Raw genomic sequence first — 20,881 nt, forward strand, 5'->3', positions numbered from 1 at the left:
TTGACGCAACCGGCCGGAGTTCGGGTCAGGGGATCGGCAGAAGCAGCTTGCCCAGGACCAGGAGCGTCAGGGCCGTGTTGGCTCCGATCATCCATTGAAGCAGGGTCATGCGCCCGGCGAGGGTCGTCATCTCCTGCTTCAAACTGCCCGTGTCCTGCTTCAGCTCGCTTCGAAGGTCGGACATCTCCCGCCTCACATTGCCCATGTCCTGCTTCAGCTCGCTGCGGAGATCGGACATCTCCTGCCTCAGTTCGCTCCGGAGATTGGCCATCTCCAGTTTCAGGCCGGAGGCATCCCCTGCCCCTTCGGCGACCTCCTCGGCCGCCCTCATCGCTTCCTGTTCGGGCACGCCGGCGGCACGGAAGGCTTCGTAGACTCGGGCCGACGCTCTCGCCATCGCTCGCTCCTTCTCCGCCGAAGCACGTTCCCCGGACAGCCGCCCGGCCGATCCGTGCGGGATCAATGATGGAAACACCTTACCACGCCCGATGGGCACCGTCTCGCGACCTTCGCCTCCGGCTGCCCCGCCCATTCTACTCGTTGCGCAGCAGCGGGGCCGCCGGCTGGCCCAGGGCGCGCCAGGTGCCGGCGAAGCCGAAGGCCAGCGTGATGGCGGTGCTGAGCAGGGCGGTGGTGACGACGGCCGAGGGGATGAAGGTCCATTCCCAGTTCATCAGTTGCGTCAACACGGCCCAGGCGGTCAGGGTGCCGATCAGCCCGGCGATGGTCGCCGTGATGAGGCCGAGCAGCCCATATTCCAGCAGGAAGGCGCGCAGCACGTCGCCGCGCGTCGCCCCCAGCACCTTCAGCACGACGGCGTCGTAGACGCGGCGGCGGTGGCCGGCCGCCACGGCGCCGGCCAGCACCAGCATGCCGGCGGCAAGCGTGATGCCCGCGGTGATGCGCACCGCCGTGCCGATGTGGCCGAGCATCGTGCTGACCGTGTCGAGCGCGTCCTTCACCCGCACCATGGTGATGTTGGGGAAGCGCTGGAGCACGGCGCGCTGCACGGCCTCCTCCGCTTGCGCCGTGGCGCGGACGGTGGCGATCCAGGTGTGGGGTGCCCCTTCCAGAACGCCGGGCGCCATCACCAGCGCGAAGTTGATGGTCATGCTGGTGAAGTCGGCGTTGCGGATGTTGGCGACCTTCGCCTCGATGGGCCGGCCCAGGATGCTGACGCCCATCCGCTCCCCGACCTCCAGCCCCAGCGCCTCGGCCACGTTGCGGTGGATGGAGATCAGCGGCTCGCCCCGGTAATCCTCCGGCCACCATTCGCCGGCGATGATCTCCGAATGCTCCGGCAGCTTGGCGGACCAGGTGATGCCCCGGTCGCCGCGCAGCACCCAGCCCTGCTCCGGGTTCACCAGCGCGCCTTCGGCCGGCTGGCCGTTCACCGTCTCGATCCGGCCGCGCAGGCTGGGCACCGCCTCGAAGTCGCGGGTGTCCGGGGTTTCGGTGACCAGTTGACGCAAGGGCTCGAACTGGTCGGGCTGGATGTCCACGAAGAAGAAGCTCGGCGCGTCCTTGGGCAACGTCTCGGTGACCCGGCGGGAGAAGTTGCCCTCGATCAGCGCGATGGCGACCAGCACGGTGAGGCCGAGCCCCAGCGACAGCACGACCGTCCCCGTCGGGTTGCCCGGCCGGTGCAGGTTGGCCAGCGCCATGCGCAGACCAGGCCGGCGCGGGCGGCCGGCGCGCGCCGCCAGGCGCGTCACCAGCCAGCCGGCGGCGCGGAAGGCGGCGAAGGTGGCGATGGAGCCACCGACGAACCAGGCGGCGAAGAGCTTGTTCTCCGCCGTCAGCACCGCCAGACCGGCCAGCGCCAGGGCCGACAGCGCCATCGCGGCCATGTAGGAGCGGCGCGGCCGCCCGCCGGCCGGGGTGATCACGTCGCGGAAGAGGGCGGCGGCCGGCACCTCCCGCGCGCGGCCGAGCGGCCAGAGGGAGAAGGTCAGCGCGGTCAGCAGCCCGTAGACGGCGGCCAGCAGCAAAGCACCCGGATAGACGCCGATGCGCGCCGCGATGGGCAGCAGCCCGTCGAGCAGCGAGCCCAGCAGCAGGGGCGCCAGCGCACCGACCAGGAGCCCGGCCGCGATGCCGACGAGCGCCAGCGCCAGCACCTGGACCAGATAGATCTGGAAGACGAGGTTGCCGGGCGCGCCCACGCATTTCAGCGTGGCGATGGTGCCGCCGCGCGAATCGAGATGCGCCCGCACCGCGTTGCCCACCCCGACGCCGCCGACCAGCAGGGCGGTCAGCCCGACCAGCGTCAGGAACAGGGTCATGCGCTCGATGAAGCGCTCGATCTGCGGTGAGGCGTTGGTGTAGTCGCGGACCTGCCAGCCGGCGTCGGGAAAGCGCTGTTCCAGCGCCTTGCGGAAGGCCGCCGCGTCGCCACCCGGCGGCAGCGCCACCTTGGCGTGCCAATAGACGATGCTGCCGGGCTGGAGCAGGCCCGTGGTCTCCAGCGACTCGCGCGCCACCATCAGGCGCGGCCCCAGGCTGAAGGCGTTGGAGGAGGCGCGGTCCGGCTCGCGCGCGATCACGCCGCGCACCGCATACTCCCCGTCGCCGATCCGCAGGCTGTCGCCGATCTCCAAACCCAGCCGGGCGAGGATGCCCTCCTCCACCAGCGCGCCCCAGCGCCCGTCGCGCTGCGCCAGCGCCTCGCGCGGGTCGCCGCCGTCGCGGATCTCCAAATCGCCGAAGAGCGGGTAAGGGGCGTCCACCGCCTTCAACTCCACCAGCGAGGAGCGGGATTCGTCGGCGGAGCGCGTCATCGCCCGCATTTCCGCCGTTTCCGACACCCGCCCCGCCGCCTCCAGGAAGGCGCGCTGCTCCGGGTTCGGCGGCGCGTAGATCTGGCGGACGGCGACGTCGCCGCCCAGCAGCGCGCGCCCGTCCTGCTCCAGCGCGTCGAGGATGCCGTACGACACCGACTGCACGGTGGCGATCGCCGCCACCCCCAGCGCCAGGCAGGCCAGGAAGATCCGGAACCCCTTCAGCCCCCCGCGCAGCTCGCGGCGGGCAAGGCGGACGGCAAGCGACAGGCTGCTCATGGGCGCTCTCTAAAGGTTTTTCGGGCCAAAAGCCCCGATTTCGACCGTTCTTTCCCTCTCCCCTTGGGGAGAGGGTGGCCCGGAGGGCCGGGTGAGGGGGTTGCCGGGGGACCGGAAAGCCCGGCCGCTGCCGGCCCCCTCACCCTCCCCTCTCCCCGGAGGGGAGAGGGATTCAGTCCCGCCCCGTACCAGGGAACTTGGAGATCGGCGACACCGTCATTCCCCGGCGACCGCGACGGGCCGCGCGTTGCGGGAATCCTCGACGATGCGGCCGTCGGTGACGCGGACGGTGCGGTCGCAGCGGGCGGCGAGCGAGGGGTCGTGGGTGATCAGGACCAGCGTGGTGCCGCGCCGCTCCGCGAGGTCGAAGAGCAGCTTCACGATGCTATTGCCGGTGTCGATGTCGAGGTTGCCGGTCGGCTCGTCGGCCAGCAGCAGCCGGGGCTCGGTCACGAAGGCGCGGGCCAGCGCCACGCGCTGCTGCTCGCCGCCCGAGAGCTGGCCCGGATAATGGGTGATCCGGTGGGCGAGCCCGACCGCCTCCAGCCCGGCCCGCGCGCGCTCGAAGGCGTCCGGCACCCCGGCGAACTCCAGCGGGATGGCGACGTTCTCCACCGCCGTCATGGTGGGGACGAGGTGGAAGGACTGGAAGACGATGCCGACATGGTCGCGGCGGAAGCGGGCGAGCCCGTCCTCGTCCAGCCTGCCCAGATCCTGGTCGGCGATGCGCACGGTGCCGCCGGTCGGCCGCTCCAGCCCGGCCATGATCATCATCATGGTGGACTTGCCCGAGCCGGACGGCCCGACCACCCCGACGCGCTCGCCGGCGGCGATGCGCAAATTCAATCCTCTCAGGATGTTGACGGGTCCCGCCCCGCTGTCCAACTTCAGGTGGATGCCGTCGAGGTCTACGATTGAAGAGGCCGCGGAATCGGATCGGGACATTGGAATGCGTCTCATGAACGTGCGGAAAGGCCTTTCGCCATATGGAATGGGCCGCCGCCATTTCAACATCGCCATGGCCGCGCTCGCGCTTGGCCTGGGCATCACGATTTCGGGAGCGGGCATGGGAGCGGGAGCGGCCGGAGCCGCCGAGGGGGCGCCGCAGCCGGCCCCGGGCGGGCGGCCGCTGAAGCTGCTGGTGCTCGGCGACAGCCTCACCGCGGGCTATGGTCTGCCGCCCCAGCAGGGCTTCACGGCGCGGCTGGAGCAGGCCCTGCGCGGCAAGGGCTACGACGTGCAGGTCATCAACGCCGGCGTGTCGGGCGACACCACGGCGGGCGGGCTGGCGCGGCTGGACTGGGCGCTGGCCGACCGGCCGGACGCGGTGCTGGTGGAGCTGGGCGCCAACGACATGCTGCGCGGGCTGGACCCCAACGCCGCGCGCGCCAACCTGGACGCCATCCTGAAGCGCCTGACGGAGCGCAAGCTTCCGGTGCTGCTGGCCGGCATGCTGGCCGCGCCGTCGCTGGGGCGCGCCTATGTGGAACGGTTCAATTCCATTTACCCGGACCTGGCGGCGAAATACGATGCCGCGCTCTACCCGTTCTTCCTGGAGGGCGTCGCGACCGACGCGGCGCTGAACCAGCCGGACGGGATCCATCCCAACCCCGCCGGAGTGGACATCATCGTGGAGCGCATCGCCCCGCACGTCGCCAGGCTGCTCGACGGCGTCTCCCGGACCGGAGGCTGACCCGCATGGAGGCCGCAATGGACGCCCGAAACGCCCGTTTCCCCTGCGCCGCCGCGTCCGGGGCCGACTGGGAGGCCGTGACCCGGGCCTGCCTCGACGGGCTGGGGCCGGTCGAGGGCTGCAACCTCGGCTTCGTCTATCTCACCGATGGGCTGGCCGGCGACGCCGCCGCCATCGTCGCGCGGCTGCGGGCGGAGACGGGCATCCGCGACTGGGTCGGCACGGTCGGCATCGGCGTCTGCACCACGGGGGCGATGCATTTCGACGAGCCGGCCATGACCGTCATGGCGGCACGCCTGCCTGAGGACGGCTTCCGCCTGTTCCCGACCGTGACGGGCGACATGGAGCCCCTGCGCCAGGCGGCGGGCGGCTGGCTTGACCGGCATGGTGCCTCGCTGGCGCTGGTCCATTGCGACCCGCGTCACCCGGACTTCGCCGACCTCGTGCGCTCCCTGTCGGAGGGGACCGGCGCCTTTCTCGTCGGCGGGCTGTCCGCCTCGCGCTCGGCCTACGCCCAGGTGCTGACGGACGGCGAGGCGGCGGTCACCGACGGCGGCGCGTCGGGCGTGCTGTTCGCGCCGGGGGTGGAGGTGGCGACCGGCCTGACCCAGGGCTGCACCCCCATCGGCCCGACCCGCACCATCACGGCCGCGGAGGAGAACGTCATCCTGGAGATCGACGGCCGCTCGGCCCTTGAGGTCTTCAAGGAGGACATCGGCGAGCTGCTGGCCCGCGACCTGCGCCGGGTGTCGGGCTACATCTTCGCCGGGCTGCCGATCCCCGGCTCCGACACCGGCGACTATCTGGTCCGCGACCTCGTCGCGATCGACCCGCACAACGGCTGGCTCGCCATCGCCGAGCGGGTGGAGAGCGGACAGCCGGTCCTCTTCACCCGCCGCGACCAGCAGAGTGCCGAGGCCGACATGCGCGCCATGCTGGCCGGGCTGAAGAAGCGCGTGAAGACCCCTCCCAAGGGGGCCGTCTATGTCAGCTGCATCGCGCGCGGCCCCAGCCTGTTCGGCGGCGACGCCGAGATCGCCATGATCCGCGAGGCCTTCGGCGACATCCCGCTCACGGGATTCTTCGCGTCGGGCGAGATCTCCCACCACCGCATGTACGGCTACACCGGCGTGCTCACGCTGTTCCTGTAGTCCCCCTCCAAGCCAAGCACCTTACCCAAGGGTTCACGACCATGCAGTACCGCCCGCTCGGCCGTTCCGGCCTGTCGGTCAGCGCCATCGGCCTCGGCACCATGACCTGGGGCCGCCAGAACAGCGAGGCCGAGGGCCACGAGCAGATGGATTACGCCCTGTCCCGGGGCATCAGTTTCTGGGACACGGCCGAGATGTACGCGGTCCCCCCGAACGCCGAGAGCTACGGGCGCACCGAGGAGATCATCGGGAGCTGGTTCCAGTCGCGCGGGGGCCGCGACCGGGTGATCCTGGCGAGCAAGATCATCGGCCTGTCCGACGGCGGCTTCGGCTGGGTCCGCGGCGGCACATCGAGACTCGACCGGCCGAACATCCTGGCGGCGGTGGAGGCGAGCCTGCGCCGGCTGCGCACCGACTACATCGACCTCTACCAGATCCACTGGCCCGACCGCGTCACCAACCGCTTCGGCACGCGCTATTACAAGCACCGCCCGGAGAAGGACGCGGTGCCGATCGAGGAAACGCTCGGCGTGATGGACGAGCTGGTGAAGGCCGGCAAGATCCGCCATGTCGGCCTGTCCAACGAGTCGCCCTGGGGTGTCATGAGCTTCCTGCGCACGGCCGAGGAGAAGGGCCTGCCGCGCGTCGCCTCCATCCAGAACGCCTATAATCTTCTGAACCGCCAGTTCGAGGTGGCGCTGGCCGAGGTCTGCCTGCGCGAGGAGGTCGGGCTGCTCGCCTACGCGCCGCTCGCCGCCGGCACGCTGTCCGGCAAGTATCTGGACGGCGCCCTGCCCGCCGGCAGCCGCCGCGCCATCGACCCGCGCCCGTCGCGCTACGCCACCCCCAACGCCGACGCGGCCACCCGCGCCTATCTGGACGTCGCCAGGCGCCACGGCCTTTCGCCGACGCAGATGGCCATCGCCTTCACCCTGCGGCAGCCCTTCGTCGCCTCCACCCTGATCGGCGCCACGACGATGGAGACGCTGAAGAGCAACATCGCGGCCGCCGAGCTGAGCCTGAGCGAGGAGGTGATGAAGGAGATCGAGGAGATCGGCGCGCTCTACCCGGACCCGTGCCCGTAAAGGGAGAAGGCGGAGTAAATAGGAAGCAGGACCGGTTCCCCCGCATCTTGCGTCATCCCCGCGAAAGCGGGGATCCAGATGCCCGCAAAACGAAACTTGTGGAAGCGTTCTGGACCCCCGCTTTCGCGGGGGTGACGGCTAAGTGGCTGGTTTTCACCGACATTCCGCTCTGAAAAGCAGGAATGCAGCCTTTCACGCCCCCCTGCCAGGGAGACACGCCATGATCCGCCTGTTCGTCGCCATCGACTTCCCCGCGGACGTCCGCGAGCGGCTGGCCGGGCTCGGTGGCGGGGTGCCGGGGGCGCGCTGGACGGAGGCGGAAAACCTGCACCTGACGCTGCGCTTCATCGGCGAGGTGCCGGAGGACCAGGCGGCGGAGATCGACGCCGCGCTGGCGGAGATCCGCGCGCCGGGCTTCGACCTGACGCTCGACGGGGTCGGCGTCTTCGGTTCCAACCGCAGCGCCCGCATCCTGTGGGCGGGGGTGGAGCGCAGCGAAGGGTTGACGCACCTCCAGGCCAAGGTCGAATCGGCGGTCGTGCGCTGCGATTTGCCGGCGGAGGAGCGCCGCTTCTCCCCCCACGTGACGCTCGCCCGGCTGCGCGACGCTCCAAAGGAGCGCGTCGGCCGCTTCCTGGAGGAGCGCGGGCTGTTCCGTGCCGGGCCGATGCGCATCGGCCACTTCACCCTCTACCGAAGCCTGCTCGGCAAGGGCGGGGCCGTGTACCAGCCCGTCGCCGAATACCCGCTGGAAGGCTGAGGCTCAGCCCGCCAGCAACCCTCTCAGCCGGTAAAGCTCCTCCAGCGCCTGGCGCGGCGTCAGCCCGTCCACGTCCAGCGCCTTCAGCGCGTCCTCCACGGGCGACGCCTGCGGCCCGGCGGGGGTTGCGTCAACTTCCCAGGGCGAGGGACCGGCGGGCTGGCGCTTCAGCGCGGCGCTGAAGAGCGGCAGATCCTCGGCCAGCCGGTGGATGGCGGCGTTCTGGTCGCCGGATTCCAGCAGCTTCAGCACGGCCTCCGCCCGCCCGACGACCGCCGGGGGCAGGCCGGCGAGCTTGGCGACATGGATGCCGTAGCTGCGGTCGGCGGCACCCGCCGCGACCTCGTGCAGGAAGATGACCTCGTTCTGCCATTCCTTGATGCGCATGGTGTGGCAGCTCAAGCCCGGAAGCTTGGAGGCCAGCATCGTCAGCTCGTGGTAGTGGGTGGCGAAGAGCGAGCGGCAGCGGTTCACGTCGTGCAGATGCTCGACGCAGGCCCAGGCGATGGACAGCCCGTCGAAGGTCGCCGTCCCGCGCCCGATCTCGTCCAGGATGACCAGCGCGCGCGGACCCGACTGGTTCAGGATGGCGGCGGTCTCCACCATCTCCACCATGAAGGTGGAGCGGCCGCGCGCGAGGTCGTCGGCCGCACCCACGCGGCTGAACAGCCGGTCCACCGCGCCGATGTGGGCGTGCTCGGCCGGCACGAAGCCGCCCATCTGCGCCAGCACCGCGATCAGCGCGTTCTGGCGCAGGAAGGTGGACTTGCCGGCCATGTTCGGGCCGGTCAGCAGCCAGAGCCGGTTGTCCGGCGACAGGTCGCAGTCGTTCGCCACGAAGGGGCCGGCGTTGGCCGCTTCCAGCACCGCCTCGACGACCGGGTGCCGCCCGCCCCGGATGGAAAAGGCGAGGCTGTCGTCCACCACCGGCCGGCTGTAGCGCCGCTCCACCGCCAGCTCGGCGAGCGAGGTGGCGACGTCCAGCCCGGCCAGCGCGCGGGCGGCCTGGGCGATGGCGTCGGCCCGCTCGGCCACGGCGCGCACCAGCTCCTCGAACAGCTCCAGCTCCACCGCCAGCGCGCGGTCGGCGGCCTCGGAGATGCGGCGCTCCAGGTCCGACAGCTCCACCGTGCCGAAGCGCACGGCGTTCGCCATGGTCTGGCGGTGCATGAAGGTCTCGCGGTTCGGGCCGGACAGCAGCTTGTCCGCGTGGGCCGCCGTCACCTCGATGTGATAGCCCAGCACGTTGTTGTGCTTGACCTTCAGGGCCGGCACCCCGGCCATCTCCGCGTATTTGGCCTGGAGCCCGGCGATCAGCCGCCGGCTTTCGTCGCGGAGCGTCACCAGCTCGTCGAGCTGGGGCGCGTAGCCGCGGGCGATGAAGCCGCCGTCGCGCGCCAGCAGGGGCAGCTCCGGCGCCAGCGCCTGGCGCAACCGGTCCACGAGCTGCGCGTGCTCGCCCAGCATGCGCGCCACCGCCGCCAGCCCGTCGGGCAGGGGCGGCAGCCCGCCGTCGCCGAGTGCCGCGCGGATCGCCGCCGCCTGGTCGAGGCCGTCGCGCACGGCGGCGAGGTCGCGCGGGCCGCCGCGCCCGAGCGTCAGGCGCGACAGCGCCCGCTCCAGGTCCGGGCAGCGGCGCAGGTCGGCGCGCAGGCCCGTGCGCAGCCGCTCCTCGTTCAGCGCGTATTCGACCATGTCCAGCCGCTTGGCGATGGCGGCGGGGTCGGTGAGCGGGGCCGAGAGATGGGCGGCAAGCAGCCGCGCGCCGGCGCCGGTCACCGTGCGGTCGATGGTGGCGAGCAGGCTGCCGCGCCGCTCGCCGGTCATGGTGCGGGTCAGCTCCAGGTTGCGGCGGGTGGCGGCGTCGATCTCCATCACCGCCCCCGGACCCAGCCGGCGCGGGGTGGAGAGCCGCGGCATGCGGCCCTTTTGCGTCAACTCGACATAGGCGACCAGCGCGCCGGCCGCCGCGACTTCCCCGCGGGTGAAGCTGCCGAAGGCGTCGAGCGTGCCGACGCCGTAGACGTCCAGCAGCCGCTGGCGGCCGTTCTCGCTGTCGAAGCGCGGGTTGGGCTGCACGGTCAGCCGCGTCTTCCATTCCGCCCACAGCTCGAACAGCTCGGGGTTCTGGGCCAGCCGTTCCGGTACCAGCACCTCCTGCGGGTCGAGCCGGCCGATGGCGGCGCCCAGCCCGGCCAGCTCCACCGGCTGCACCATCAGCTCGCCCGTGGACATCTCCAGCCAGGCGAGGCCGAGCCCGCCCGCCGTCTCCGCCACCGAGGCCAGCCAGTTGGAGGAGCGCGCGTCGAGCAGGCTGTCCTCGGTCAGCGTGCCGGGGGTGACGATGCGCACCACCCCGCGCTTGACCACCGACTTGCCGCCGCGCTTCTTGGCCTCGGCCGGATCCTCCATCTGCTCGCAGATGGCGACGCGGAAGCCCTGGCGGATGAGGCGCTGGAGGTAGGATTCGTGGCTGTGCACCGGCACGCCGCACATGGCGATGTCCTCGCCCAGATGCTGGCCGCGCTTGGTCAGCGCGATGTCCAGCGCGCGGGCGGCGTTCACCGCGTCCTCGAAGAACATCTCGTAGAAGTCGCCCATCCGGTAGAAGAGCAGGCAGTCGGGGTGCGCCTGCTTGATCTCCAGATACTGCGCCATCATCGGGGTGGCGTTGTCGGGGATCGCGGGGGTCGCCGGGGAGGCGGCGGGGGCGGTGAGCGAGTCGGACACGGTGCGGTACACGTAGGGTTGGGGGCGGGGGTTGGGGACCGGAGCCGCACCCTAGCACGGGACGCGGCCGGCATGCACCGCATCCATGGCTTGGCGTTTGCCGGCCAAGGACAACCATATATGGGAAGCAACCCTATAGCTGGAAAGCCCTGCCCGCTTGACGCAAGCCGCTTGACGCAACCGTCAAGCGGCCGCTGGCTTTCGGAAAGACGTGCGTCAAGCGGCCGTCACGGCGCGTGCCCGAGCACCCCCGGCGGCGACCAGCGCCAGCCCCTCGGCCCGGCGCGCCGCCTGCACCAGGGCGGCCCAGCCCATGCGGATCACCGCGACCTTGTCCTCGTACCCGACGTCGCCGTCCGCCACGATGTCCGCGACATGGAGCAGGACGGCGACGCCCATCGCGTCCGGGCGCAGCACGGCCGAGCGCAGCAGCCGCGCCATCAGCGCCACCGCCGGCGGCCGCGGCCCCCAGCCCCGCTCCGCCTCCGTCAGCGCCTGCCCCAGCCCCGCCAGTTCCCGCCGCGCCGCCGCCGCCTTCCCCTCCATCGCCCGATGCTCCCCCGTCCCGGTCACCGGCCCCTTTCTACGCGGCGCGGGACGGGCGGGCAGTGACGGCCGTCACAGGGACGGAAGCATGGCCCTGGCCGCCAGCCCCACCTCTGGGCTTCTCGTCCGTAGGCTTCCCGTGCCACTTCCGATGCGCTGGACAGCGGCGCGGCGCCTCATTAGGGTTTACGAACCCGCCTGCACCCGAAACAAATGCCGTCCGACCAAGCGCATTCCCTCCCCCTCAGCCCGGATCTGGAGCGGCTCATCGCCGGGGAGGTCGAATCAGGCCGTTACCGCGACGCCGGAGAGGTGGTGCGGGCAGCGCTGCTGGCGCTGGCGGAAAAGCGCGGGGAGCGTAGCGAGGATCATCGCGAGAAACGGGACGGGGAAGCGGACGCGCGGGCGTTCGGGCTGTTCCATCGCGGCCTGACCGAACAGGCCGCGGTCGGCATCGCCCACACGGCCTTCGACAACCGCTGGATCGCGCTCAACCGCGCCTTCTGCGACATGGTCGGCTACAACCGCGAGGAGCTTCAGGCCCTCACCTTCACCGACATCACGCACCCGGACGACCGCGCGCGCGACCTTGAGCTGGTCCGCGCGCTGGACGCGGGCGAGATCCCCTCCTACCGGCACGAGAAGCGCTACCTCCGCAAGGACGGAACGGTGATCTGGGTCCTGGTCACGGTCTCGCTGCTGCGGGGCGAGGACGGGCGGGCGGCCTGCCGCGCGGCGCTGATCCAGGAGATCACCGAACACAAGCGCACGGTCGCGGCTCTGGCCGAGCGCACCGCCCACCTCTCCGCCCTGATCGAGCAGACCATGGCCGGCGTGTCGGAGACGAACGCGGAGGGGCGTTTCATCTTCGTGAACGACCGCTACTGCCGGCTGGTCGGGCGGACGCGCGAGGAGCTGCTCCGGCTGCGCATGCACGACATCACGCACCCCGACGATCTCGTGCTGAACGCGCCGCTGTTCCGGCAGGCGATGGCGACGGGGGAGGCCTTCGAGATCGAGAAGCGCTACATCCGCCCCGACGGCTCCATCGTCTGGGTCAACAACAGCGTCACCCCGATCCGGCTGGGCGAGGGCGCGCCGTCCAGCATGTTCGCGGTGACGGTGGACGTGACGGAGCGCAAGCGCGGCGAGGAACACCAGCGGCTCCTGATCAACGAGCTGAACCACCGGGTGAAGAACACGCTGGCGATCATCCAGGGCCTCGCCCGCCAGACCTTCCGCAGGCCGGAGATTCCGGATTCCGCCCGCCGCGACTTCGAGGGCCGGCTGGGCGCCCTGTCCGCCGCCCACGACGTCCTGACCCGGCAGAGCTGGGAGGCGGCCTCCATCCGGGAGATCGTGGCGCAGGCGGCCGGCGCCCACGATCCCGGCGGCGGCCGGCTGGTGATCGAGGGACCGGACCTGCTGCTGCCGCCCAAGACGGCGGTGTCGCTGGCCATGGCCGTCCATGAGCTGGCGACCAACGCCGTCAAGTATGGCGGCCTGTCCGGGCCGGCCGGGACGGTGGAGGTCCGCTGGGGCACCGGCGGCGGACGGCTCGGCCTTACGTGGCGGGAGCGCGGCGGCCCGCCGGTGGCGCCGCCGGCCCGGCGCGGCTTCGGCACGCGCATGATCGAACGCGGCCTCGCGGCGGAGCTGGAGGGGGTGGTGGCCATCGACTTCCACCCGGAAGGGCTCGTCTGCACGGTGGAGGCCCCCCTGCCCGGCCCGGCCGATGCGCCGCCCGCCGGTCCCTCACCGGGTGAGGGCGCGTGACCCTGCTGGACGGCAAGCGCATCCTCGTGGTCGAGGACGAACCCATCGTGGCGATGATGCTCGAAGACATGCTCGCCGACATGGGCTGCGTCGTCGTCGGCCCGGCGGCCCGGGTGGCCGAGGCGGTCGCGCTGGCCGAAGCGGAGGCGATCGACGCCGCCATCCTGGACGTCAACATCAAGGGCGGCTGCAGCTACCCCGTGGCCGACCGGCTGCGCCGCCGGGGCATCCCCTATCTGTTCGCCACCGGCTACGGGCTGGAAGGGCGCGCGGCGGAGCATGCCGAGGTGCCGGTGCTGCAGAAGCCCTACCAAGAGGGCACGGCCCAGGACGCCCTGCGCCGGCTGCTGGCACCCGCCTGAAGGCAGGCGCCAGAGAGGAACGATCCTGCCGGCGAGCGGCTTGGCCTACGCCTTTCCTGCTGTGCGGGAGCCTCTCCCTGCAACCCGAAAGACAGGGTCGTCTGCGCTTTCTTCCCGTGTTAACAGGAAAAACTCCGCCCGGACCGCCCCTTCCCGAACGCTCCCCCATCCGAAGCCGCGCAGCTTTGACCGACCGGAAAGCCCCTCTCTCCGGCGCCGATCCCGGCGCCGACGCCGTCCATGACCGCCGCGGCGCCGCGCGGCTGCTGCGCGGCCTGCTGGCCGTCTGCGTGGTGGCGCCGCCGCTGCTGTTCCTTGCCGCGACCTGGCGCAATCACGAGCAGCAGATCGGGGTGGCCGAGGCGCAAGCCAACGCCACCGCCAACATGCTGCGCGAGCATGCCCTGCGCGTGCTGGACACCCATGTGCTGGCCCTGAAGCAGATCGCCGAGCGCACGCGCGGCATGAGCCTCGAGGAGATGCGGGACAGCCGGGAGCTGCACCGCTACCTCGCCGACCTCAGCCGCGATCTCGGCTCGCCCAACGCCCTGTGGATCACCGACGCGGAAGGCAAGGCCCGCGCCGGCAGCATCGCCTTCCCAGCGCCCGAGGTGGACGTCTCCGACCGCGACTATTTCCTGGAGCAGAAGGACCGGGACGCCGGCATCTTCATCAGCGTGCCCTACCGCCGCCGCGAGGGCACGGAAAGCTGGGCCTTCGGCATCAGCCTGCGGCGCACCGCCTCCGACGGCTCCTTCGGCGGCATCCTGCACGTCTCGCTGGACACGACCTTCTTCTCCGATTTCTGGGAGACGGCCGGGCCGGTGGCGGAGCATCTCGTGCCGCTGATGCGCGATGACGGGGAGATGCTGGTCCGCTACCCGGCCGAACCCGGCCAGCGCCTGCGCCTGCCGCCCGACTCGCCCTTCCCGCGCGCGGTCGCCCGCAACCCGAACGGGCTCTACACCGCCGTGTCGCGGGTGGACGGGATCGAGCGCATCAACGCCTACCGGCGCGTCGGCCCCTACCCGCTCACCATCAGCTACAGCTTCGCGACCAACGCGGTGCTTGGCCCCTGGTGGCGCGGCATCGCCGTCTACGGCGCGCTGGCCTTCCTCACCTGGATCGGGCTGATCGCGGCGACCTGGCAGGCCCTGCGCTACACGCGGCGCGCCGCCGCCGCCTACGACGAGCTGCGCGCGGAGACGCTGCGGCGCGACCTCGCCGAGGCGGCGCTGCGCCGCGCCCAGCGCTTCGAGGCCATGGGGCAGCTCACCGGCGGCGTCGCGCACGACTTCAACAACCTCCTCCAGGTGATCTACGGCGGACTGCGGCTGCTGTCGCGCCCTCCCAAGCCGGACGGCAGCGACGAGGCCGCGCGCGAGAAGGTGATGGAGTCGCTGAACGGGGCGGTCCAGCGCGGCCAGGCCCTGACCCGCCACCTGCTGAGCTTCGCGCGGCGCCAGACGGTCACCCCATCGGTTACCTGGCTGAAGGCCGAGTTCGAGCGGCTGGAGCCGCTGCTGGCGCAGGTGCTGCGCGGCCGGATGGGCCTGACGGTCGCGGTCGAGTCGGACGGGCCGGTGCGCGTCGATCTCGGCGAGCTGGAGCTGGCGCTGCTGAACCTCGTGGTCAACGCCCGCGACGCCATGGAGGAGGGCGGGCGCGTCGCCGTCACGGTGCGCGACGCGCGTCGCCCGCCCGCCGAGGGCGCGGAGGCGGAGCCCTTCGTCGCGGTCGCCGTCACCGACACCGGCTCCGGCATCCCGCGCGAGCTGCTGGACGCGGTGTTCGAACCCTTCTTCACGACCAAGGCGGAGGGCAAGGGCAGCGGCCTCGGCCTCAGCCAGGTCTACGGCTTCGCCCGGCAGGCCGGCGGCCATGTCACCATCGACTCGGAGGTCGGGCGCGGCACCACCGTGACCATCCACCTGCCCCGCGCCGAGGCGCCGCCGGATGGCCCACGCACCCTGCCGGAGCAGCCCGCCGCCCCGCCGGCCGCGCCCCTGCGCATCCTGCTGGTGGAGGACAACGCGGAGATCAGCTCCATGACCGCCGCCGTGCTGCGCCACCAGGGCCACACGGTGGAAACCGCGCCCGAGGGCACCGCCGCGCTGGAGCGGCTGGACGGCGGCGCCGGCTTCGACCTCGTCTTTTCCGACATCATGATGCCCGGCGGGCTGGACGGGCTGGAGCTGGCCCGCCGCGTCCGCGCCGACCGTCCGGACCTCCCCGTCCTGCTCGCCACCGGCTTCAGCGACCGCGCCCGCGACGCGGCGGCCGAGGGCTTCCGCATCCTGCGCAAGCCCTATGACTACGGCGAGCTGGACCGCGTGCTGCGCGAGTTGGCGGCGGGGATGAGGGCGGTTCCGGGGGCGTGAGGGGCCGACGACGCCCACGAGGCGGGGTGGCGACGACCACTGTTCAATGCCGTTCGGCTATATGGACCTTTTATAGCCGAATGACCATAATTCCAGCCCATAGCCTGTCGTCGATGGAGCCCGCGATGATCGTGAGGACGGCAACCGAACTCGGAGCCCTGATCCGCGACACACGCCGACGGGGCGGCCTCAGCCAGGCGGCGCTCGCCAAGCGCCTTGGCACCAGCCAGGGGTGGGTGTCGGAGGTCGAGAACGGCAAGCCGACCGCCGAGATCGCCATGGTCCTGCGCCTGCTCGCGCATCTCGACATCCAGTTGGACGCGCGGAGGCCGGGGATCGACCCCGAGAGGTCGCAGGGTATGGCGGAGGCTGCTCAGGCTCCGCTGTTCCTTGATCTCGACCAGGATATCGATTCGGTGATCGACGAGTAGGAGGCACGGTCGTGGCCGAGAAACTGAACGTGCTCCTTGGTGGCGTAAAGATTGGCGAGGTTCGCAAGAACGTCTCGGCCGGTGGGTCGCTGAACTTCTTCTATGAGGCGGCCTGGGTTGGCCATGATCAGGCCGTACCTCTGTCGCTTTCCATGCCCCTCACCTCATTGGAGCATGGAAACGGCAGGATCCTGCCCTTCATGAAGGGACTGCTGCCGGACAACGACGACATCCTGGCCTCAATGGGCAGGCAGTTCGGCGTTTCGGGAAACAGCCCCTTCGCTCTTCTCGAACGGATCGGCAGGGATTGCGCCGGAGCGGTTCAGTTCGTGACCGACGCGGACCTTCCGGAACTCGGCCAGGACGGACCGGTGCTGTGGTTGAGCGACGACGAGGTCGGGCAACGCCTCGCGGAATTGCGCCGCGGCATGACGTCGGGACGCCGCTACCGCGATCCGGGACAGTTCAGCTTGGCCGGCGCGCAATCGAAAACGGCCTTCTATCACGACGATGCCGGTAACCGATGGGGCATCCCGACGGGCCGCACGCCCACCACGCATATCTTCAAACCACCGATGCCGGACTTCTCGGGCCACACCGAGAATGAGCACTTCTGTCTTCGTCTGGCGCGGCGCGCAGGCCTCCGGGCAGCGGAAAGTAAGGTGCTCCGTTTCGCTGGAGAGAAGGCGATCGTGGTCGAGCGGTACGACCGCCGCCGCAGGAACGGGCGCGTGCTCCGCATCCATCAGGAGGACATGTGCCAGGCGCTGGCAGTGCTTCCGACGGACAAGTATGAAAATCAGGGTGGACCGGGGATCATCGACATCGTGAATGTCCTTTCCGCGGCTGGCCGGCATGCGGACACCGACCGTTTGCGGTTCGTCGAAGCAACCGTCTTCAATTTCCTGATCGCCGGTACCGACGCGCATGCCAAGAACTACTCCGTGCTCCTGTCCTCCGCCGGAGCCCGGCTGGCGCCGCTCTATGATGTCTCCAGCATTCTGCCTCACCTGAAGACAGGAGAGGTCAAGGTGGCAGGAGGTGGTGCCGCCGGTATGCGGGACATTCGCCTGCCGATGCGCATCTCCGACGTCTATGCGATCGACGGCGTCATGCCGAGGCACTGGCAAAGGATGGCGGCCAAGGCAAGACTGTCAGGCGATGCGGTGCTGGGCTTTGCTCGCCATCACATTTCTACCCTGCCGGATCTGGCCGCCGACGTCGCGCGGGAGTGCGACGCGGATGGCATCGATCACCCGATCGTCGGTCTGCTGGTCGACTGCATCGCGGAGCGCGCCAACGCGTTGAAGCGTTTCTACGGTTCCGAAGCCTTGCCCGACGGGGCTCTGCCCGCCCGGCCGAGGAAAGCCGCGACGCTGAACGGCATGGATTGATCGCCGGCTGCGCGAACTCGTTCTTATAGCCAAACGCCAATAAACTTGTCTTATCGCCTGACGGCTATTTTTGGTCGGGAAACCGAAGGCAGAAAACAGCCTACCCCTCGAACCCGAACTCCCGGCGCACGGCGAGGCAATCGTCGCTGCCGGCGGCGAATTCGCGGCAGACCAGGGGGCGGTCCTCGTAGACGGTGCAGTGGACCTCCTCGCCGATGGTGCCGGCGAGTGCCGCGCAACGGTTGCCATTGCAGCGCATGCGGCCGTCCTCGATGAGGTGGCGGGGCAGGCCGTCGCCGTCGCCGAAGCCGATCAGGGTCGGCCATTCCCAGCTGTAGGAGCAGCAGGCGCCGCAGCTCTGGCAGTCCGGGACGGGGGTCTCCGGAATCGGGGCGTCGGGGAGGTCGGCCTCCGTCACTCCATGCTCTCGATGCGGTCCATGTCCTCGTCCGACAGGCCGAAATGGTGGCCGATCTCATGGATCAGGACGTGGCGGACGATGGCGAAGAGGTCCTCGCCGGTCTCGCACCAGTAATCCAGGATCGGGCGGCGGTAGAGGAAGATCATGTCGGGGGTGGTGCGCGTGTCGGCGACGCTTTGCCGGGTCAGGTCCACGCCGCGGTAGAGGCCCAGCAGGTCGAAGGGGCTTTCCAGCTCCATCTCCCGTTCGGTTTCCTCGTCGGGGAACTCCTCCACCTGGATCAGCACGTCGCCGACCGGGGCCAGCAGTTCCGGCGGGATGGTTTCCAGGGCTTCCTCCGCCATGCGTTCCAACTCGGCGAGCTGCGGCGGGAGGGCGTGGGTGCGGGAGGGTGTCTGCGTCATGGCGGCGAAGCTAGCGGAAAAGCGGACGGCGGGGAACCCGCCGAAACGGTGACAATCGGCGACCCGGGCGGGAACCCGGTCTCCCGGCCCCTAGAGCCAGCCGCGCTTGCGGAAATACCAGAGCGGCAGGACGGCGGACAGCACCATGGCGAGCAGCGCCATGGGGTAGCCGAAGCGCCATTCCAGCTCCGGCATGAACTGGAAATTCATGCCGTAGGCCGACGCGATCAGGGTCGGCGGCATCAGCGCGACCGAGACGACGGAGAAGATCTTGATGATCGCGTTCTGCTCGATGTTGATGAGGCCGAGCGTGGCGTCGAGCAGGAAGTTGGCCTCGTGCGACAGGAAGCCCGCATGCTCGTTCAGCGAGCGCACGTCGCGCGTCAGCGTCTTCAGCATGGCCTTCTGGTCCTTGGACAGACGGCCGCTGGTGACGGTGCCGAGGAAGGCCACCAGCCGGTCGAGCCCGGCGAGGCTGTTGCGCACCTTGTGCGTCAGATCGCCGGCGCGGCCGATGCCGCGCAGCACGTCCTGAAGCTCGTCCGGCTTCTTGGCGGCGTTGCCGAATCCGGCGGGGTCGAGGGAGTCGTTGAAGATCTGCGCGGATAGCGCGTCGATGCGCCCGCCGATCAGCTCCAGCACGTCGGCGATGCGGTCGGTGATCGCGTCGAGCAGGGCCAGCAGCGCGTCCTCGGCACTCGCCAGCATCTCCGGCTGGCGCTGGGCGCGGATGGCGAAGGCGGACACCGCGCGCGGCTCGCTGTAGCGCAAGGTGATCAGGTGCCGCGGCGTCAGCACGCAGGTCAGCTCGCTCTGCTCCGGCTGGGCGCTGTCGGCGCGCGCCAGGACCGAGGCGGTAAGATAGATGGCCTCGGCCTCGGCGTAGAGCTGGCTGGAGGCCTCGATCTCCTTCATCTCCTCGCGCGTCGGCAGGTCGCAGCCGGTCAGCGCGCCGACATGGGCGCGCTCCGCCTCGTCCGGGCGCAGCAGGTCGATCCACACCGTGCCGGGGGGCAGCGGGTCGCCGACGGCGATCCGGTGCTCGGCGACGCGCCCTTCCGCCCGCGCGCGGACGGTGATCATTTCCCCGATCCCAGGACGGCTTCGGGCGGGACCGGCGCGCCGGCGGCGCGGCAGGCGGCGGTCAGCGTGTTCAGCATCAGGCAGGCGATGGTCATCGGCCCCACCCCGCCCGGCACCGGGGTGATGGAACCGGCCACCTTCACGGCCTCCGCGAAGGCGACGTCGCCGACCAGCCGCGTCTTGCCGGGCTCGGCCGCGGCCACGCGGTTGATGCCCACGTCGATGACGCAGGCGCCCGGCTTGATCCAGTCGCCGCGCACCATCTCGGGCCGGCCGACGGCGGCGACCAGGATGTCGGCGCGCCGGCATTCCTCGGGGAGGTCGGCCGTGCCGGAATGGGCGATGGTCACCGTGCAGTCCGATTGCAGCAGCAGCTGCGCCATCGGCTTGCCGACGATGTTGGAGCGGCCGAGCACCACCGCGCGCTTGCCGCGCAGGTTCGGACCCAGCGCGTCGCGGATCAGCAGCAGGCTGCCCAGCGGCGTGCAGGGCAGGATGGCGCCCGGCTGGCCGGTGGAGAGCAGCCCGGCGTTGACCACGTGGAAGCCGTCGGCGTCCTTTTCCGGCGCGATGCGCGCCAGCACCCTGGCCGAGTCGATGTGGCGCGGCAGGGGAAGCTGCACGAGGATGCCGTGCACCGCCGGGTCGGCGTTGAGCCCGTCGATGAGGGCCAGAAGCTCCGCCTCGGTCATGTCCGCGTCGCGGTGGTGATCGAAGCTGTTCATGCCCAGCTCGACCAGCGCGCGCTCCTTGGAGCGGACATAGACCTGGCTCGCCGGATCCTCGCCGACCAGCACGACGGCGAGGCCGGGCGTCACGCCGTGGCTCGCCTTCAGCGCCTTCACGCCCTCGGCGACGCGCGCCCGCAGCCCCGCCGCGAAGGCCTTGCCGTCGATGATCGTCGCATCAGCCATATGACCCCCCATCCTCCGCACTTGCGCCGCCCGCGCCTTCCGGCAGGGCGGCGGTCAGGCGGCGCATCAGCTCGGCCGGATCCCCGGCCACCTGCAAGATCTTGTTCCGGTCGGTCGCCCCGGCCACCAGCGCGATGCTGCTTCTCGGCAGCTTCCAGTGCTTGGCCAGCAGCTTCACGACCGCCTCGTTGGCCTTGCCGTCCTCCGGCACGGCCGTCACCGACACCTTCAACGCCCATCCCCCCGCCGCCGTTTCGGCCAGCCCGGCGACGGCGTTGCGCGACGCCCTGGGCGTCACGCGCAAGGCCACCCGCACGCCGCCGGCGACCGGCTCGAAGGGACCGGCGCTCATGGGCGCCATCTCCTCGGGGGCCGTTTCCTTAGAAGCCGCCCCGGATCTGCATGGCATAGCCGGCGATCAGGTTCTGCACGAAGCCCAGCAGCAGCAGCACGACCAGCGGCGACAGGTCGATCCCGCCGAAATTCGGCAGCACGCTGCGGATCGGGCGCAGCACCGGCTCGGTCACGCGGTCGGCGAAGTCGCCGATCATGTAGATGAACCGGTTGCGCGTGTTGATCACGTTGAAGGCGATCAGCCAGCTCATCACCACCTGGATGATCAGGATCCACCAGAACAGGTCGAGAATGGTGAGCACGAGAATGAGCAACGCACTGACAAGCGGTTCCATGG

Annotated in this window: 20 protein-coding genes; 9 read left to right on the forward strand and 11 right to left on the reverse strand. The window is 70.7% G+C overall.

Annotation, left to right across the window (positions count from 1 at the left end; translation table 11 throughout):
• Positions 1 to 25 precede the first annotated feature (25 nt).
• The 3 genes from JUB11_RS01595 to JUB11_RS01605 all read right to left on the reverse strand — a co-directional run bounded on the left by JUB11_RS01595 (position 26) and on the right by JUB11_RS01605 (position 4,004).
• The gene (locus tag JUB11_RS01595) at positions 26 to 397 is read right to left on the reverse strand and encodes a hypothetical protein (RefSeq protein WP_207455624.1); all 372 of its coding nucleotides are present in this window, start codon (positions 395 to 397) and stop codon (positions 26 to 28) included.
• Between the two features lie 136 nt (positions 398 to 533).
• Positions 534 to 3,059, reverse strand: a complete 2,526-nt coding sequence (locus JUB11_RS01600) for an FtsX-like permease family protein (RefSeq protein WP_207455625.1) — start codon at positions 3,057 to 3,059, stop codon at positions 534 to 536.
• A 216-nt stretch (positions 3,060 to 3,275) separates the two neighbouring features.
• Complete coding sequence (locus tag JUB11_RS01605) at positions 3,276 to 4,004, reverse strand: ABC transporter ATP-binding protein (RefSeq protein WP_207455627.1); 729 nt, start codon at positions 4,002 to 4,004, stop codon at positions 3,276 to 3,278.
• A 46-nt stretch (positions 4,005 to 4,050) separates the two neighbouring features.
• Here JUB11_RS01605 and JUB11_RS01610 point away from each other — a divergent pair, with 46 nt between their 5' ends.
• The 4 genes from JUB11_RS01610 to thpR all read left to right on the forward strand — a co-directional run bounded on the left by JUB11_RS01610 (position 4,051) and on the right by thpR (position 7,748).
• Positions 4,051 to 4,752, forward strand: a complete 702-nt coding sequence (locus JUB11_RS01610) for an arylesterase (protein ID WP_207455629.1) — start codon at positions 4,051 to 4,053, stop codon at positions 4,750 to 4,752.
• Positions 4,753 to 4,769: 17 nt separating this feature from the next.
• Positions 4,770 to 5,903, forward strand: a complete 1,134-nt coding sequence (locus JUB11_RS01615; RefSeq protein ID WP_247886778.1) for an FIST N-terminal domain-containing protein — start codon at positions 4,770 to 4,772, stop codon at positions 5,901 to 5,903.
• Between the two features lie 41 nt (positions 5,904 to 5,944).
• Positions 5,945 to 6,988 carry an NADP(H)-dependent aldo-keto reductase gene (locus JUB11_RS01620; RefSeq protein WP_207455633.1) on the forward strand — a complete coding sequence of 348 codons (1,044 nt, stop codon included), beginning with the start codon at positions 5,945 to 5,947 and terminating at the stop codon, positions 6,986 to 6,988.
• Positions 6,989 to 7,208: 220 nt separating this feature from the next.
• Complete coding sequence (thpR, locus tag JUB11_RS01625; RefSeq protein ID WP_207455634.1) at positions 7,209 to 7,748, forward strand: RNA 2',3'-cyclic phosphodiesterase; 540 nt, start codon at positions 7,209 to 7,211, stop codon at positions 7,746 to 7,748.
• Between the two features lie 3 nt (positions 7,749 to 7,751).
• Here the strand turns inward: thpR and mutS are convergent, their stop codons facing one another.
• Both mutS and JUB11_RS01635 read right to left on the reverse strand, forming a co-directional pair.
• Complete coding sequence (mutS, locus tag JUB11_RS01630) at positions 7,752 to 10,409, reverse strand: DNA mismatch repair protein MutS (protein WP_207455989.1); 2,658 nt, start codon at positions 10,407 to 10,409, stop codon at positions 7,752 to 7,754.
• A 285-nt stretch (positions 10,410 to 10,694) separates the two neighbouring features.
• Positions 10,695 to 11,051, reverse strand: coding sequence for a hypothetical protein (locus tag JUB11_RS01635; RefSeq protein ID WP_207455637.1), 357 nt, complete (start codon positions 11,049 to 11,051; stop codon positions 10,695 to 10,697).
• 186 nt (positions 11,052 to 11,237) lie between these two features.
• Between JUB11_RS01635 and JUB11_RS01640 the strand changes: the two genes are divergently transcribed.
• From JUB11_RS01640 to JUB11_RS01660, 5 genes are all read left to right on the forward strand, one after another.
• Positions 11,238 to 12,800 carry a PAS domain S-box protein gene (locus JUB11_RS01640; RefSeq protein ID WP_207455639.1) on the forward strand — a complete coding sequence of 521 codons (1,563 nt, stop codon included), beginning with the start codon at positions 11,238 to 11,240 and terminating at the stop codon, positions 12,798 to 12,800.
• The gene (locus tag JUB11_RS01645) at positions 12,797 to 13,162 is read left to right on the forward strand and encodes a response regulator (protein WP_207455641.1); all 366 of its coding nucleotides are present in this window, start codon (positions 12,797 to 12,799) and stop codon (positions 13,160 to 13,162) included. Before JUB11_RS01640 ends, JUB11_RS01645 begins: the two co-directional genes overlap by 4 nt.
• A 185-nt stretch (positions 13,163 to 13,347) precedes the next feature.
• On the forward strand, positions 13,348 to 15,543 hold the full coding sequence (locus tag JUB11_RS01650) for an ATP-binding protein (protein WP_207455643.1): 2,196 nt from the start codon (positions 13,348 to 13,350) through the stop codon (positions 15,541 to 15,543).
• Positions 15,544 to 15,668: 125 nt separating this feature from the next.
• The gene (locus JUB11_RS01655; RefSeq protein ID WP_207455645.1) at positions 15,669 to 15,974 is read left to right on the forward strand and encodes a helix-turn-helix domain-containing protein; all 306 of its coding nucleotides are present in this window, start codon (positions 15,669 to 15,671) and stop codon (positions 15,972 to 15,974) included.
• Positions 15,975 to 15,985: 11 nt separating this feature from the next.
• Positions 15,986 to 17,368, forward strand: a complete 1,383-nt coding sequence (locus tag JUB11_RS01660; RefSeq protein WP_207455647.1) for a type II toxin-antitoxin system HipA family toxin — start codon at positions 15,986 to 15,988, stop codon at positions 17,366 to 17,368.
• 100 nt (positions 17,369 to 17,468) lie between these two features.
• On the opposite strand, the gene JUB11_RS01665 is transcribed toward JUB11_RS01660, so the two are convergent.
• From JUB11_RS01665 to JUB11_RS01690, 6 genes are all read right to left on the reverse strand, one after another.
• Positions 17,469 to 17,786: a YkgJ family cysteine cluster protein gene (locus JUB11_RS01665; RefSeq protein WP_207455649.1), complete on the reverse strand. Its 318-nt coding sequence runs from the start codon at positions 17,784 to 17,786 to the stop codon at positions 17,469 to 17,471.
• Positions 17,783 to 18,193, reverse strand: a complete 411-nt coding sequence (locus JUB11_RS01670) for a metallopeptidase family protein (RefSeq protein ID WP_207455651.1) — start codon at positions 18,191 to 18,193, stop codon at positions 17,783 to 17,785. Before JUB11_RS01670 ends, JUB11_RS01665 begins: the two co-directional genes overlap by 4 nt.
• A 90-nt stretch (positions 18,194 to 18,283) precedes the next feature.
• Positions 18,284 to 19,276 (reverse strand): magnesium transporter CorA family protein, encoded by a 993-nt coding sequence (locus JUB11_RS01675; RefSeq protein WP_207455653.1) that lies wholly within the window; start codon positions 19,274 to 19,276, stop codon positions 18,284 to 18,286.
• Complete coding sequence (gene folD, locus JUB11_RS01680) at positions 19,273 to 20,190, reverse strand: bifunctional methylenetetrahydrofolate dehydrogenase/methenyltetrahydrofolate cyclohydrolase FolD (protein WP_207455655.1); 918 nt, start codon at positions 20,188 to 20,190, stop codon at positions 19,273 to 19,275. The genes JUB11_RS01675 and folD overlap by 4 nt, the downstream gene beginning before the upstream one ends.
• A complete protein-coding gene (locus tag JUB11_RS01685; protein WP_207455658.1) occupies positions 20,183 to 20,542 on the reverse strand; it encodes a DUF167 domain-containing protein in 360 nt (119 codons plus the stop codon). The genes folD and JUB11_RS01685 overlap by 8 nt, the downstream gene beginning before the upstream one ends.
• A gap of 28 nt (positions 20,543 to 20,570) precedes the next feature.
• Positions 20,571 to 20,879 carry a YggT family protein gene (locus tag JUB11_RS01690; RefSeq protein WP_207455660.1) on the reverse strand — a complete coding sequence of 103 codons (309 nt, stop codon included), beginning with the start codon at positions 20,877 to 20,879 and terminating at the stop codon, positions 20,571 to 20,573.
• Positions 20,880 to 20,881: the final 2 nt, after the last annotated feature.

The organism is Azospirillum sp. SYSU D00513 (assembly GCF_017356015.1).
Taxonomy (GTDB): Bacteria; Pseudomonadota; Alphaproteobacteria; order Azospirillales; family Azospirillaceae; genus Azospirillum.

Coding starts and splice junctions, on each gene's coding strand:
- thpR (WP_207455634.1), top strand. CDS start 7,209: ATGATCCGCCTGTTCGTCGCCATCGACTTCCCCGCGGACGTCCGCGAG.
- JUB11_RS01685 (WP_207455658.1), bottom strand. CDS start 20,542: ATGAGCGCCGGTCCCTTCGAGCCGGTCGCCGGCGGCGTGCGGGTGGCC.
- JUB11_RS01605 (WP_207455627.1), bottom strand. CDS start 4,004: ATGTCCCGATCCGATTCCGCGGCCTCTTCAATCGTAGACCTCGACGGC.
- JUB11_RS01670 (WP_207455651.1), bottom strand. CDS start 18,193: ATGACGCAGACACCCTCCCGCACCCACGCCCTCCCGCCGCAGCTCGCC.
- JUB11_RS01610 (WP_207455629.1), top strand. CDS start 4,051: ATGGGCCGCCGCCATTTCAACATCGCCATGGCCGCGCTCGCGCTTGGC.
- JUB11_RS01620 (WP_207455633.1), top strand. CDS start 5,945: ATGCAGTACCGCCCGCTCGGCCGTTCCGGCCTGTCGGTCAGCGCCATC.
- JUB11_RS01600 (WP_207455625.1), bottom strand. CDS start 3,059: ATGAGCAGCCTGTCGCTTGCCGTCCGCCTTGCCCGCCGCGAGCTGCGC.
- JUB11_RS01615 (WP_247886778.1), top strand. CDS start 4,770: ATGGACGCCCGAAACGCCCGTTTCCCCTGCGCCGCCGCGTCCGGGGCC.
- JUB11_RS01675 (WP_207455653.1), bottom strand. CDS start 19,276: ATGATCACCGTCCGCGCGCGGGCGGAAGGGCGCGTCGCCGAGCACCGG.
- JUB11_RS01690 (WP_207455660.1), bottom strand. CDS start 20,879: ATGGAACCGCTTGTCAGTGCGTTGCTCATTCTCGTGCTCACCATTCTC.
- mutS (WP_207455989.1), bottom strand. CDS start 10,409: ATGATGGCGCAGTATCTGGAGATCAAGCAGGCGCACCCCGACTGCCTG.
- JUB11_RS01655 (WP_207455645.1), top strand. CDS start 15,669: ATGATCGTGAGGACGGCAACCGAACTCGGAGCCCTGATCCGCGACACA.
- folD (WP_207455655.1), bottom strand. CDS start 20,190: ATGGCTGATGCGACGATCATCGACGGCAAGGCCTTCGCGGCGGGGCTG.
- JUB11_RS01640 (WP_207455639.1), top strand. CDS start 11,238: ATGCCGTCCGACCAAGCGCATTCCCTCCCCCTCAGCCCGGATCTGGAG.
- JUB11_RS01595 (WP_207455624.1), bottom strand. CDS start 397: ATGGCGAGAGCGTCGGCCCGAGTCTACGAAGCCTTCCGTGCCGCCGGC.